This is a genomic window from Bacillus sp. 41-22 (genome assembly GCF_025809295.1).
GTDB lineage: Bacteria > Bacillota > Bacilli > Bacillales > Bacillaceae_G > Bacillus_A > Bacillus_A mycoides.
Genome location: NZ_CP084035.1, coordinates 3,867,646 through 3,880,410 on the forward strand (window position 1 = coordinate 3,867,646; position 12,765 = coordinate 3,880,410).

Below are 12,765 nucleotides of genomic sequence, written 5' to 3' on the forward strand. Positions count from 1 at the left end.
CCTTTATAAAAACTCTTTTATTTAATCGCGACTTAAATTGAAACTTCTACTACCTATATAGCCCATTAATTAATATAACTAAAAAAGGTACCGCCATTTGGCAGTACCTTTTTTATATGTATCAAGAAATGATATCGTAAATCTCAATTGCAACCATATCGATGTTATCGAATTGATACACTTGAGGTTTTTCACCTTGTTGATACACTTCTAACTCATACATTTCACTTTTATCGAAAAATTTCACGCTACATTTGCGCTCACCGTTCACTTCAAAATAGCGTTGTGCTACTTCACCGCTTTCAGCTTGTTCTTGTAGACTAACAAGTCGAGTTAAAATTCCTTGGAGTAGAGACATGAAATCTCTCCTTTCTCTGATCTTCCTACCAATAGGTTTTACAGCTATACTCATTCTATCCGTCATAACAGAAAAAACGTTCCACAATCTAGGATAAAGGTTCTTGGCAAGAAACTCAACTAAAATTTGTCGAAATAAGAAGTAAAAAGATGAAAGAGCATCTTTTTACTTCTTTATTGCGCTTTTTATACTGGCAGAATATAATAAACAACAGAAAAAGGGAGGAATTACAATGAAAAAAATTGAGGTTTATACACAACCTGATTGTCCGCCTTGTACCATTGTAAAAGAATTTTTAAAACATAATAACGTTGTATATGAAGAATTTGACATAAAAAAAGACGCTGCTGCACGCAATCGTCTTTTATATGACTATGAATCCTATTCAACTCCAACAGTTGTAATTGACGAAGAAGTTGTGGCAGGTTTTCAAATTGAAAAATTACAACAGCTACTCGGTATAGAATAGGAATAGGCGACACCTATTCCTATTCTCATAATTGTTGTAACCTTTTTATTTCAGTCAACAGTTCCTGACTTTCATGATACCCTGCTAATTTCCATTTTCCATTATCCTTTTGCAATGTCACAATTTGATATTGTCCACTCTTTGTCCGCTCATAGACATATAAATTTTTATGTTCTTCATCATAAGACATTTTTGTTTCTGAATTAAAAGAAAATGGAGCTTCTTTTGCTGGAAGTAAATATTCACCACTTTGTTTTTCATTTCTACTGTTTTCATCTGTAAAAACTTGAAGGAAATTATTTGTAAAATATGGTGATAACGTCTCTATCATCTTATTCGTAGGTATTTGCTTCCCGCGGATTGAAAATTGCGTCTCATAACCTTTTTGTATCGTTGTAAACACTTCTTTCCGATCCACTTTCACTTCTTCTTTTCCTAAAACAGTTGTGACACTATAGCCAACTAGAAAGGCAACACATATAAATAGAACAAACCATATTCCATATTTCTTCATTTTTTCACCTTCCTTTTAAAAGAGCTTGTCTTTGTAGTATTCATTGTAACAATGATTATGCAAAGAAAGGGATGATTTCGTTCGTAAAATCTTTACAACGATAGACAGCATTTTCATCATCATTTTCACTATTACCAATTTATGATAAAAACAAACAAAAAAATACACGAATTTCTTCGTGCATTAAAATAAAACATCTTCTTCATATAAATATTCGTACGATAAATCTATAAATAAAAAGTTTTCATCATCAATCGGGAATGAAAATGTTCGTACCATTTCACCAGTTTCGATATCAGCATATAAATCTGAAAGTCTTGCCTTATTCTCAAAACGCATTTTCATTATATTTTCTAGAAAATACGGGCGCCAGCTCCAGTTCTTCATATAATACTCTGGCATAATGATCCATCCACCATCTTTTTTCATAATATTACCCGATTGTTGAAAACCATCTTCATTACAAATAAATATCCGAAAACTATATTGTGATATGCTTTGGCTAAATTGTAATAACCAATCATTTATATCTTCATTCTTTTTTTGTTTTGACAGAACATCACCAATTCGATCACGTAACATCTCTGTTAAATTATAAATTTTTTGCAACTTCTTCTTCTCATGCAGAATAAATTGATGACATTCATTACCAAGTCGCTCTTTTAAAACATTCGTTTCAATAAAATCAGGTAAACATTCTTTCAAATAATTACCTTGATAATATCTACCACCGTTTTTCCAAGCATATTGTAGTTGATAAAAAGCATCAATTTCTTCATATAACAATGTCGCACCAATTCTTCTAGCAAGTAAAGATAAGGAATATAAAATATCTTGATAAGATTGTAAAAGTGCAGTTTGCCTTAAATTTGTTAAATCTACTTTTAAAATATCCGGTGCTAACACGCTAATACGCTCTAAATTACTTGTACCCGTTCCGACTTTATTAATCGAAATTTGAATACCATATGTACGATAATACATGAGTAAATGATTAAATTGTTCTATATCTTCTTTACATTCATGTTCTGTTATTTCCAGAACAATGCGTTGTAAGTTCAAACCTTGTTCTTCATACATCAGCAAAAGTTGAAGTAAACTTTCATCTTCATCATTCATTAATACATTAGCATTCCGATGTATAAATAATAATAATTTTTGATCCGTTTCTAAATACCTATTTAACGCTTTTTCTACGATGATGTTATCCGCTTCAAGTTGGAACTCACTCGGAATAGAATCATCATGGAAGAAAGATGCTAAACTTTGTATGCCCTCTTCTGTTTGAATACGTCCTACAACTTCATATCCAATTACTGTATGCTCATCAGCACTAAAAATAGCTTGATAATAAGGAAGGACTTTATCCAAGTTACTCATTACATCTAATGCATCTATCAACGTGCTTCCCTCCCTTTACTTTTCAAAAATTATAACACGATATTTACGGAAAAATAATAAAAAATCCCTTCAGTTTTCCTGAAGGGATTAGAGGGGTAAAATGCTAAGGGGAATTAGCAATTCTACTATGAAGAAAAAAGAGGTCTTAAATATAACCTATATATTCCCCTTTGTAAACACATTTCTCTCACGTGTCACAACTTCGTCACATTTCACCAAAGAAAAATTAATGAATCATTCATTTTTCTTTCCTTTTAAAATGGATATTGATGCAAATGCTGGCCACCATCCATTGTCATACAAGTTCCATTTATGTATGCAGCTTCATCTGAACATAAATAATAAGCTAGACCCGCAATTTCTTCTGGTGTACCCATTCTACCAAGTGGAACACTTTGCAATGTACGCTTAGCCATTTCTTCTGAAATCCATAATTTATCGGCACCACCTGTACGCTCAATTGGTCCTGGTGCGATAGCGTTAACTCGTATTCCATATTTACGTCCCCACTCAACAGCAAGAGTTTTTGTCATCGCTAGTACACCAGCTTTAGCTGCTGCCGAATGGATAACCCCTGGGCCTGCATCCCATGCATATGTTGCCACCATGTTAATAATATTTCCTTTTATACCTTTTTCAATCCAATATTTCCCAATAGCCTGACTGCAATAAAATGTACCATTTAATACAATATTAATTACCGAATTCCAGCCATTCACAGATAAGTCCTCTGCTGGACAAATAAAGTTTCCAGCTGCATTATTTATTAAAATATCAATTCGTCCAAACTTCTCATCAATATGTTCAATCATTTTTTGAATATCATCAGTATTTCGTACATCCATTTGTACAGATAATACTTGCCCTGGAAACTGTTCAATTTCTAACTTTGCTTCTTCTAGCTTTTCTTTTGTACGCCCTGTAATAACAACACGTGCCCCTTCTTTCGCAAAACGTATCGCCATCCCTTTTCCCATTCCACTTGATCCACCTGTTATAATAACTACCTTCTCTTTCACATACATCCCCTCCAAAAAATGAATACATATTCATTTTATCACTTTATTTGATAGAAATCTTTATATTTTTCAATTTTTCTGATATTTTAACGTAAAGAGGTTTCTTTTCGTTCATTTTTTTCGTAATCTATACTACTTTTTTAGTATTTAAAATATATTTTTAAAAAACTGAAGGGAGGTTCGAGTAACCTGTATATGAAGAAAATTACAAGAAGAAATTTTTTAAAATCTGGAATACGCACTTGTCTATATTCATTTATAACCGCAAGCATCGGCTATTATTATGCTAAATATATAGAGCCCTATTTGCTTTCTTTTACGCAACACACACTTAAATCACCGCTCATACCAAAAGGTTTTCATGGTATGAAGATCCTTCAATTTAGCGATTTACATCTAGGATACTATTTCTCTCTCCAACATTTATCTCAAATCGTTTCCAAGATTAATGCTGAAAAGCCAGATATTGTCCTTTTTACTGGTGACCTCATTGATGATTACCAAACATATACCGAGGCTTCTTTTGTTGCATCCATTTTAAAGAATATACAGGCACCCTTCGGTAAATTTTCTATTTATGGTAACCACGACCATGGCGGATATGGAACTGAATACTATGATCACATCATGCGCGAATCTGGATTTGAACTTTTGCAAAATAGCGAAAAGCGAATTCGTTTACTGGATAATAGTGAAATTTCTATTTTCGGACTCGATGATATGCTACTGGGTAAACCAAAAATAGCGGAAACTTTACAACATGCAAAACAAAATATTTATACAATTGTTCTCGTTCACGAACCAGATATCGCGCCACAAATCGCTACATATCCAATCAATCTTCAACTTTCTGGTCATAGCCATGGGGGACAAGTACAAATTCCTTTTTTAGGTGCTATTATTACCCCGTCGCTTGCAAAAGAATATATTGAAGGTTTCTATAACATTCAAGGTTTGACTCTCTATGTCAATCGAGGTATTGGAAGAACACGTGTCCCATTCCGCTTTATGTCAAAACCTGAAATTACACTCTTCATCCTACAACATTCGTAACAATTCGCCTATTTCCTTACATATCCTTCCTTGTACGCGCTCATCCACGCTTGGTCCACCATATGATAAAAATGAGTCCAGTAAAGGAGGTTTGTTCATGTATCCATATTATCAACCAATCCCAGTTCGTTCAGCACCTTTTGGCCCAGCAGGCGACTCACGCTTCTTTCCATTTTTCGGTGTTCCATTTCTAGCTGGAATTGCTGGAGGATTGCTCGGTGGAGCATTAGCTTTCGGGCCTAGACCGTTTTATCCGCCTTATCCACCGCCTTTCCCACCACCAGCACCTTTTCCTTGTTACGGAGGGCCTTGTCAACAACCATACTATTATTAATTTAAACCAACCATTCTTCTAATGTTTTTCTCTCAACGAACCAACTCATCACACGCCTATAATAAAAACTATTCTCTCTACTCATCCTTCCATTTTGAGAATATATGAGTAGAGAAAAAAAGTAAAAACCTCTTAAATTCAATAAGAGGTTTTTACTTTTTTCACACTATTCAGCGTCTGTATTTTGATACGCCATCTTAAATAAATTCACTTGGCTATCAATTTCTTCTATACTACTATTAATTATATAATAATAGTCACCATCTTTATTTTGTTCACGTGTTTTCACATTATCAGCTAAAACCAGCTGTAAAATTGCCTTTATTCTCGCTTTCATTTCAATATCTAAAATTGGGAAGGATATTTCTACTCGTTTTTCCATATTTCGCGTCATCAAATCAGCTGAAGATAAATATATTTTTTCATCTCCATTATGATGGAAATAATAAATACGACTATGTTCTAAATATCTTCCAACAACACTAACTACACGAATATTTTCACTTACATTCGGAATCCCAGGTCTTAAACAACATGTCCCTCTAACGATGAGCTCTACCCTTACCCCAGCTTGTGATGCTTCATACATTTTTTTTATTAACGGTTTATCTGTTAACGAATTCATTTTAGCGATAATATATCCATTTCCATATTGTCTATGATAACGGATTTCCTCATCTATTAACTCCATAAACTGCTCTCTTATATCAAACGGGGCAACAGATAAATGATGAAAATGCGGTTTTTTTGTATAACCACTCAAATAATTAAAGAAATTTGTTGCATCTACACCAAAGTCTTTTCGCGATGTAATATATCCAAAATCGGTATACAACTTCGCTGTTGCATCATTATAATTTCCGGTTCCAAGATGTACAAACCTTTCAATTTTTCCGTTTCTTCTTCTTACAACTAACGTAATTTTACTATGCGTTTTCAAGTGACTTACTCCGTAAATAACGTGACATCCGGCCTGTTCCAATTCTTTAGCCCAATGAACATTATTCTCTTCATCAAACCTTGCCTTTAACTCAACCAATACCGTCACTTGTTTTCCTTTTTCAGCTGCTACCTTCAGCGCCTGAATTATTGGAGAATCTCCACTTACACGATATAATGTTTGTTTGATCGCAAGTACATTCGAGTCATCTGCCGCATCACGGACAAAATCAACGACTGGCTGAAACGACTCAAAGGGATGGTGTAATAAAATATCATGTTCTATCGCTTTTTCAAATACATCTTCCTCATCACCTAAATCTTGAGGAGGTTGAGGAATAAGAGCCGGATATACTAGATGTTCATATAAAGGCGCTAATTTTTTATATAAGGAGAATAAACATGTTAAATCTAACGGTCCATCCATCATGTACACATCTTCATCTTTTACTTCTAACACATCATACAATAACGCTAACACTCTTTCATCAATGTGTTCTTTACCAACTTCTAAACGAACGGCAGCTCCCCACTTACGCTTTTTCAATTCTTTTTCAATTACTTTTAATAAATCGCGTGCACCTTCTTCATGGATCGTTAAATCCGCATTACGTGTAATACGGAAACGAGTAACAGGTGATACGTTATATCCTGTGAATAGTTTATGAGTAAAACCACTAATTACATCTTCTAATAAAATAAATTTATGTTTTTGCCCTTCACTCGGTAAAAATATGAAACGCTCCAGTAATGAAGGCACTTGTACAATTCCTAACTTCGTACGATTTTCTTCCTCAGCCTGTTGCTCATCATATAAAATAGTAGCTAAATTCAAACTTTTATTTAATAACATTGGAAATGGACGATACGCATCAATAGATACAGGGGTTAAAACCGGAAATATTTGTTCATCAAAATACTCCTCGATAAATTCCCTTTGCTCTTTCGTCAAATCATGGAATGTTAAACGCTCAATCCCCTCTAGTTCAAGCGCTGGCAATACATAATTTTTAAACGTTTCATACTGCACAGTCATTAACTCATGCGATTTTATCGCAATCTTATTTAACTGTTTCTTTGGTGTTAAACCTGCTTTATTTTCTGGCTGATTAAATCCCGCACTTACTTGATCTTTCAAACCTGCTACGCGCACCATAAAAAATTCATCTAAATTCGAACTAAAAATACTAATAAACTTTAGTCTTTCTAATAGTGGATTATTTTCATCTTGCGCTTCTTGTAATACACGTTCATTAAATGCTAGCCAGCTTAATTCACGATTATTATAATACGCTGTATCATTTAAATTTACTAAATTCCCCTTTAGCAATTCCATTCTCTTCACACTTCCCTTTGAAACTTTTTCACTATAATTTAGTTACTTTCATTTTATCAAATTACAATATTCCAAAGTGTTAATTTTCTGTAAAGACATCCGTACAACTTAACGTTTTGATTCGAATGATAAGTGAATATTTGTTTTCAATACTCTTTCTAGCTGCTTTTTTTGTTTTTCAGCTTGTACTTTTTCTGCTAATGCCGATTGCTCACATAAAATTCTAAACGTTAATCCTTCTTTATTTTCTGTTATGGATATCGTATCAACAAGCGATCTTTGTCTTACATTTAAAGCAGCTGAAAATTGTAAAACAGCGCCTAATAGGCGGATTTTTTTTTGTTCGCTTTTATCAAACCAACCTTCAAATGGAGATAAATGTTGTTTAAATAGCATTTTTGATTTATAAGATGCAATAAGCGCTAACCTCACTCGATCTTTATGCATCATGCCGTCAATTGTTTTATTTGCCAATAAATAAAACGTGTGTAAACGACTCGCTTCTTCGTCTATATATTTTCCAATATTAAATACTTTCGCTGCTTGATGGAATGCTTCCCAGTCTTTTATTGAAACAGAAATCAGTCCCATTTCTTCGAGTTGTTTACAAATCAATCTTCCATGTTTAATAAGTTGAATGACAAATTCCATATCCATTTCATATTCGTGTGATAACAAATGTAAGCTTTCTTCAACTACATTCGGATAATATGAAATCCCTAAATCTTTCGTCAACTCTTCATAGAAAACACCTTCTCTTAATCCTTTTTTGCTTAATACAAATGCCGTTGCTTCTGTAATATTTACAAGTTTATGAAATACTTCAACCGCTGGAATAATTGTATCAGCTCGATCTTTTGCCAATCCTTCCATTTTCTGAAGTTCGATAAACGATTGTTTTTCCAATGCACCTTTTACATTTTCAATATCTTCTTCTTTCATTTTGTATAAATGTACTCCCGCTATAGGATAGTTTGTTAAATTTTGGTGGATTTTCGCTAAGTTTCTCGCACTACCACCAATTGCAATAAGAGGCAATTTCTTATCAATTAACCATGGTAACGTTCGAAATTGACACTCTAAATACTCTCGAATTTCCTCTAATTCATCTTTAGTAGGAATATCACCTTTAATAAATAGATGTTTTAAAGAAAGCGCACCAAAAGGAAAGCTATGGTACTCTAAAATCTCTCTATTTTTAATATATGTAACTTCCGTACTTCCGCCACCAATATCTACTGCTATTCCTTCCGAAAACGAAGTAGAATTCATAACTGCTAAATAGCCGTAACGTGCTTCCTCATATTCTGATAATACTCTAAGAGTAAAGTCTGTTTGTCCTTCAACAAGTTTTTTAATCTCTTCTTGATTCTCAGCCTGTCTAATTGTTGCCGTTGCAACACAAAGTACATGATGCAACTGATGGAATTTTGTACTTTCTTGAAATTGAAATAATGTTTGTAACAATACTTCTTTACCTTCTTCATTCAAAACACCATCGATTAAATAATTTCTTAACCGAGCAACCACTTTCGTATTTTCAATTTCTTTATAAAAACCTCCATTTTGCTTTTCATAAATAACTAAACGCATTGTATTAGATCCAATATCTATAATGGCATATTGTAATTTTAATATTTCTTTCAAACTTCTCACTCTTTCATTATCAAATTTCTGAAACATATTCTATCACTATTATACAAAATAGTTGTTTTTTGTAACAATATTGCTTTAATATTGAAAATATATACAATTACTTTTTGCATATAATAAAAACCCATTTTATTTATGCTATAATAAGGAAAAATTGAAAGGAGAGTCAATATGAAACCTTCACAACCACAATCTCCATTGCATAATCAACATTCTATTAATAGACTAGCTCAATCTATTTTCGTTGTGAATCGTCATGCTAAAGCTGCAACTAACCCTAAGTACTTATATTGGTTAAAAAAGACTGCTTTAGAACGCTTAATTACTGAAAAAAAGGCTATCAAAGAAGGATTACATTTTTCTAGAAATCCACGTTTTAGTCAACAACAATCCGATGTTCTTATACGTTTAGGTGATTATTTTTTCCATATCCCTCCTACGAAAGATGATTTTCGCACCCTACCGCATCTTGGTCACCTTGAATCCTCCTATCGAAATCCGAAAACAACCTTATCTTTAACAATAGCAAAAAAAACACTTCAAGATTATATTGGTCCTGAAGCATTAAAACAGGAAAAAAAATTAAGCGAACCAGTTCCATGGTATAGCCGTACCTATACAAAAAAATAAAACAGTTTGGCCTAATATTAGGCCAAACTGTTTTATTTTTTATCTTCCTTAATTTTAATATTAGCTTGTTTATAGAATGCAACTTTTTCTGTATTATATGATTTCGTATATTCATTAAACTTATCTTTTTCTGTCTCAATATCTTTATATGCTTGGTTTACTACCTTTACTTTCTCGCTAATATCTTTTAATTTTGTACCTTTATCTTGTAGCATTGTATATAATTCTTTTTCTTGCTTTAAAGATTTATTATAGCTATCGTACATCTTTTGGAATGAATCATGTCGTTTCTCATAAGTACTCTTTACTTTATCAGCCTGTTCTTTTAATTTATTATCTTCAATTTTCTTCACATGCTTATCAACTGACTTCACTTCTTCTTGCGCTTTATTTAACGCCTCTTTTTCTTTAATAAGAACTTTTTCTCGTTCAGCTGTATTTTTCACCGCTTGATCAAGCTTATCCTTAACAGCCTGATTATTATCTTTTCCTTCTTGGACAATTTGATTATATAATACTTGACCCTCTTTCTCTAATGACTCTAATTTTTTCGCATCTTCAAACATTGTTTTTTCTTGCTTGGCAGCATTTTCAAATGCAACATATAGCTCCTCTTCTGGTTTTGGGCCAAAACAACCAGCTAGTAAAGTCATTGATAATGCAGTTACAATTGCTAATTTATTATATTTCAACATCTTTTCCCCCTATTAATAAACGACCATCGTGCCAAAAATCCCATGAAAAACATGTAACTTCGTTAGCTATTTCACGCTCGCATCTTTTTACGAAGATCATCAATAATTATTTATACTGCTTGTACAATTTTCGTACTTAAAATTATGTAATGTCTTAAAACATAAAGGTATTTTCCTTAATCTTACCTACTGCAAGAAACACTATAATGTTTCACCTGATAAAAGATGATCGTTGACCTCTCACGTCTATCATTCCCTTTCTCACTTTCTATCAAATAACCTCTTTGTCCATTTTACATAGTGCAAAGGGGACCTCGCAACTCTTACAAAGATTCTTTTAATTTCTTAAAAAGGAAAAGTGTAGAGCATGTTTTCCTCTACACTTTTAAACTGAAAACATTGTGCAAAATGCATTGACACATCCACACACAATTATATGCTGATTTCATATATTTTTAAAGACTTTTGTTACAAAAAAAAGTTTTCTTGTAACAAAAGACAAAAAAATGTTACAAAAAATCTTTATATCATACTTCTTTAAATCAAAGTTTCATTCATGACTTTGCAAGTTTCTATAATTATACAATTGATTTTGTGCCTTTCTAAACAAATCTTCAAAAGTTTTCCCTTCTATAGGATAACTTGCAGCCCCAAATAATAGTGTGACACTTAATAAATCATTCGCTATTTCATTTTGAATATTTTTGATTAATCTACTTGTTATTGTTGACTTTTCATAGCCATTATCAACAGCTACGATAACATATTTATTTTCATCCCACCTCGTAACTACATCGCCTTTTCGAACTGTCTTTACAATTGTACGTTCTACTCTTTGGACTAGCTCATCTAACTTTTTTTCTTGCACTGTGGCTTTTAATACATCCCATTCTTTTACGGAAAGAATATACACTGTAATATTACGAGAATCTCTTTCTGATAAAGCAGCTACTTTTCCAAAAAAATCAACGACAAAATCGTTATTCGTCATTCCTCCTACTTCAATATTTACACGCGTATTCGTTCTTTTATCGTACCAATGTCCAAAATAATAGCTTAGTATCATTTGCAATATATAAATAATAAAGACGGTTAAAAATGATCTCGAATCTAGCTTAGCAATTACATCCTGAAGTGCAATCCATTCTGTAACCGCAACTGTGTTCCCAAGTAATAACCCACTAATTTTCCCTTTATGTTTCATACTCTCCTCCTTTTATACCAATATATGTTTCTATAACAATAATGTTTTTCTATAAAATAAAAAATGTACATATTTAATGTACATTTCTACTTAAGCTTGTATACCTTTTCTATTTTATTTCATATATATACTATATATCGTTTTTAGGAAGGAGTGACCTATATGCCTCAAAAAGAAAATCTATTAGATATTATGCGCTTACTAGCTGGCTTTTTGTTATCATTAAAATTACTATTTAACTCTTTCGGAATAAACTTCATTACAAACGATCAAATTGACGCTATAGTAAATGTTATTTCATTTCTATTCATTCTATATTTTGGATACAAAAATAACTATATTGGAAAAAAGGGAGTGGAACAAAAGAAATTACTCAAGAAGCACAATCTTCATTAAAGAAGGAACCTTTCGCACAGGTTCCTTCTTATCATTTTCTGACAACCACTTCATTTGTTTGTAGCGGTCCATATGATACACCTTTATATTGAAATGTATATGTAGCCTGAAATAATGAATTGGGAGGAGCTTTATCTTTATTTGCTTTTATTTGACAAATTAATTCTACCTTTTCATTCGGTGATAAATTATCGATTCGCCACCTTACAAGCTGAAATAAAAACTCACTTATTCCCTTATCTGCTTTTAAAGAGTTTGGGATATACGCGAAATAATCACGAATCATATGACTTACAACTACTCGCGAAATCATTTCAACGCCTTTATTTTCAACTTCAAGTCGAATAATTAGTATGTCATTAACATCATAGATCATCTCATACGAAAATTTTTCTTTATACATACTACGGATTTGCAATGTGACTGCTACATCGGATGCTTCCGTGTCCTTTTTAGAACCATCAATCCACAAAACCGGCTGTAACGGTATAGAATACCTTCCTTGATCCGAAATTCGTTTCCATATTTTCATAATATATTCACCTCATTCCAGATATATCATCTATACAACTGTATTCTGCCTCTCGATGCAATGAACTACACTTAGAAAAAATATTTAGCTTGTTACAAATCATATTAAATTTTTCTTTTCCTTTTATCCTATTCGACAATATAAAGAAAAAACCATTTTTAATAGGTTGACACAGGTTATACTTTATTAAATATTTTTTTACAATTTCCTTCCTTGACTACATAACAAAATA

At 32.5% G+C, this 12,765-nt stretch carries 14 protein-coding genes; 5 read left to right on the plus strand and 9 right to left on the minus strand.

The features are described from left to right. Positions 1-121: 121 nt before the first annotated feature. The gene (locus LCF45_RS19650) at positions 122-358 is read right to left on the minus strand and encodes a YkuJ family protein (protein WP_000055151.1); all 237 of its coding nucleotides are present in this window, start codon (positions 356-358) and stop codon (positions 122-124) included. A gap of 232 nt (positions 359-590) precedes the next feature. Between LCF45_RS19650 and LCF45_RS19655 the strand changes: the two genes are divergently transcribed. Further along, positions 591-827 (plus strand): glutaredoxin domain-containing protein, encoded by a 237-nt coding sequence (locus LCF45_RS19655; protein WP_002014835.1) that lies wholly within the window; start codon positions 591-593, stop codon positions 825-827. Between the two features lie 25 nt (positions 828-852). Here LCF45_RS19655 and LCF45_RS19660 read toward each other — a convergent pair whose 3' ends face one another. From LCF45_RS19660 to fadH, 3 genes are all read right to left on the minus strand, one after another. Next, positions 853-1,341 carry a DUF3993 domain-containing protein gene (locus LCF45_RS19660; protein WP_002128890.1) on the minus strand — a complete coding sequence of 163 codons (489 nt, stop codon included), beginning with the start codon at positions 1,339-1,341 and terminating at the stop codon, positions 853-855. 183 nt (positions 1,342-1,524) lie between these two features. After that, positions 1,525-2,742: an EAL domain-containing protein gene (locus tag LCF45_RS19665; RefSeq protein ID WP_002128891.1), complete on the minus strand. Its 1,218-nt coding sequence runs from the start codon at positions 2,740-2,742 to the stop codon at positions 1,525-1,527. Positions 2,743-2,996: 254 nt separating this feature from the next. Then, positions 2,997-3,761, minus strand: a complete 765-nt coding sequence (gene fadH, locus LCF45_RS19670) for a 2,4-dienoyl-CoA reductase (RefSeq protein WP_002128892.1) — start codon at positions 3,759-3,761, stop codon at positions 2,997-2,999. A gap of 195 nt (positions 3,762-3,956) precedes the next feature. Here fadH and LCF45_RS19675 point away from each other — a divergent pair, with 195 nt between their 5' ends. Together LCF45_RS19675 and LCF45_RS19680 are read left to right on the plus strand one after the other, a co-directional pair. Further along, the gene (locus LCF45_RS19675; protein WP_002014831.1) at positions 3,957-4,814 is read left to right on the plus strand and encodes a metallophosphoesterase; all 858 of its coding nucleotides are present in this window, start codon (positions 3,957-3,959) and stop codon (positions 4,812-4,814) included. 97 nt (positions 4,815-4,911) lie between these two features. After that, entirely contained in the window at positions 4,912-5,148 is a 237-nt protein-coding gene (locus LCF45_RS19680) for a hypothetical protein (protein ID WP_002014830.1), read from the plus strand. Between the two features lie 166 nt (positions 5,149-5,314). Here LCF45_RS19680 and LCF45_RS19685 read toward each other — a convergent pair whose 3' ends face one another. Further along, positions 5,315-7,423, minus strand: a complete 2,109-nt coding sequence (locus LCF45_RS19685; protein WP_002014829.1) for a polyphosphate kinase — start codon at positions 7,421-7,423, stop codon at positions 5,315-5,317. Positions 7,424-7,531: 108 nt separating this feature from the next. Further along, complete coding sequence (locus LCF45_RS19690; protein ID WP_050551294.1) at positions 7,532-9,106, minus strand: Ppx/GppA family phosphatase; 1,575 nt, start codon at positions 9,104-9,106, stop codon at positions 7,532-7,534. A gap of 141 nt (positions 9,107-9,247) precedes the next feature. Between LCF45_RS19690 and LCF45_RS19695 the strand changes: the two genes are divergently transcribed. Further along, positions 9,248-9,706 (plus strand): YkyB family protein, encoded by a 459-nt coding sequence (locus tag LCF45_RS19695; protein ID WP_002014827.1) that lies wholly within the window; start codon positions 9,248-9,250, stop codon positions 9,704-9,706. A gap of 32 nt (positions 9,707-9,738) precedes the next feature. On the opposite strand, the gene LCF45_RS19700 is transcribed toward LCF45_RS19695, so the two are convergent. After that, a complete protein-coding gene (locus tag LCF45_RS19700; protein WP_263893314.1) occupies positions 9,739-10,401 on the minus strand; it encodes a YkyA family protein in 663 nt (220 codons plus the stop codon). A gap of 550 nt (positions 10,402-10,951) precedes the next feature. Then, on the minus strand, positions 10,952-11,605 hold the full coding sequence (locus tag LCF45_RS19705) for a diguanylate cyclase domain-containing protein (RefSeq protein WP_263893315.1): 654 nt from the start codon (positions 11,603-11,605) through the stop codon (positions 10,952-10,954). Between the two features lie 162 nt (positions 11,606-11,767). Here LCF45_RS19705 and LCF45_RS19710 point away from each other — a divergent pair, with 162 nt between their 5' ends. Continuing rightward, positions 11,768-12,001, plus strand: coding sequence for a phage holin (locus LCF45_RS19710; RefSeq protein WP_002014824.1), 234 nt, complete (start codon positions 11,768-11,770; stop codon positions 11,999-12,001). Positions 12,002-12,032: 31 nt separating this feature from the next. On the opposite strand, the gene LCF45_RS19715 is transcribed toward LCF45_RS19710, so the two are convergent. After that, positions 12,033-12,533, minus strand: coding sequence for a hypothetical protein (locus tag LCF45_RS19715; RefSeq protein WP_002033821.1), 501 nt, complete (start codon positions 12,531-12,533; stop codon positions 12,033-12,035). Between the last annotated feature and the right edge of the window lie 232 nt (positions 12,534-12,765).

Bases quoted from the DNA above. Each gene is read 5' to 3' on its own strand.
- LCF45_RS19650 (WP_000055151.1), bottom strand. From the start codon at position 358: ATGTCTCTACTCCAAGGAATTTTAACTCGACTTGTTAGTCTACAAGAA.
- LCF45_RS19655 (WP_002014835.1), top strand. From the start codon at position 591: ATGAAAAAAATTGAGGTTTATACACAACCTGATTGTCCGCCTTGTACC.
- LCF45_RS19660 (WP_002128890.1), bottom strand. From the start codon at position 1,341: ATGAAGAAATATGGAATATGGTTTGTTCTATTTATATGTGTTGCCTTT.
- LCF45_RS19675 (WP_002014831.1), top strand. From the start codon at position 3,957: ATGAAGAAAATTACAAGAAGAAATTTTTTAAAATCTGGAATACGCACT.
- LCF45_RS19680 (WP_002014830.1), top strand. From the start codon at position 4,912: ATGTATCCATATTATCAACCAATCCCAGTTCGTTCAGCACCTTTTGGC.
- LCF45_RS19685 (WP_002014829.1), bottom strand. From the start codon at position 7,423: ATGGAATTGCTAAAGGGGAATTTAGTAAATTTAAATGATACAGCGTAT.
- LCF45_RS19690 (WP_050551294.1), bottom strand. From the start codon at position 9,106: ATGTTTCAGAAATTTGATAATGAAAGAGTGAGAAGTTTGAAAGAAATA.
- LCF45_RS19695 (WP_002014827.1), top strand. From the start codon at position 9,248: ATGAAACCTTCACAACCACAATCTCCATTGCATAATCAACATTCTATT.
- LCF45_RS19700 (WP_263893314.1), bottom strand. From the start codon at position 10,401: ATGTTGAAATATAATAAATTAGCAATTGTAACTGCATTATCAATGACT.
- LCF45_RS19705 (WP_263893315.1), bottom strand. From the start codon at position 11,605: ATGAAACATAAAGGGAAAATTAGTGGGTTATTACTTGGGAACACAGTT.
- LCF45_RS19710 (WP_002014824.1), top strand. From the start codon at position 11,768: ATGCCTCAAAAAGAAAATCTATTAGATATTATGCGCTTACTAGCTGGC.
- LCF45_RS19715 (WP_002033821.1), bottom strand. From the start codon at position 12,533: ATGAAAATATGGAAACGAATTTCGGATCAAGGAAGGTATTCTATACCG.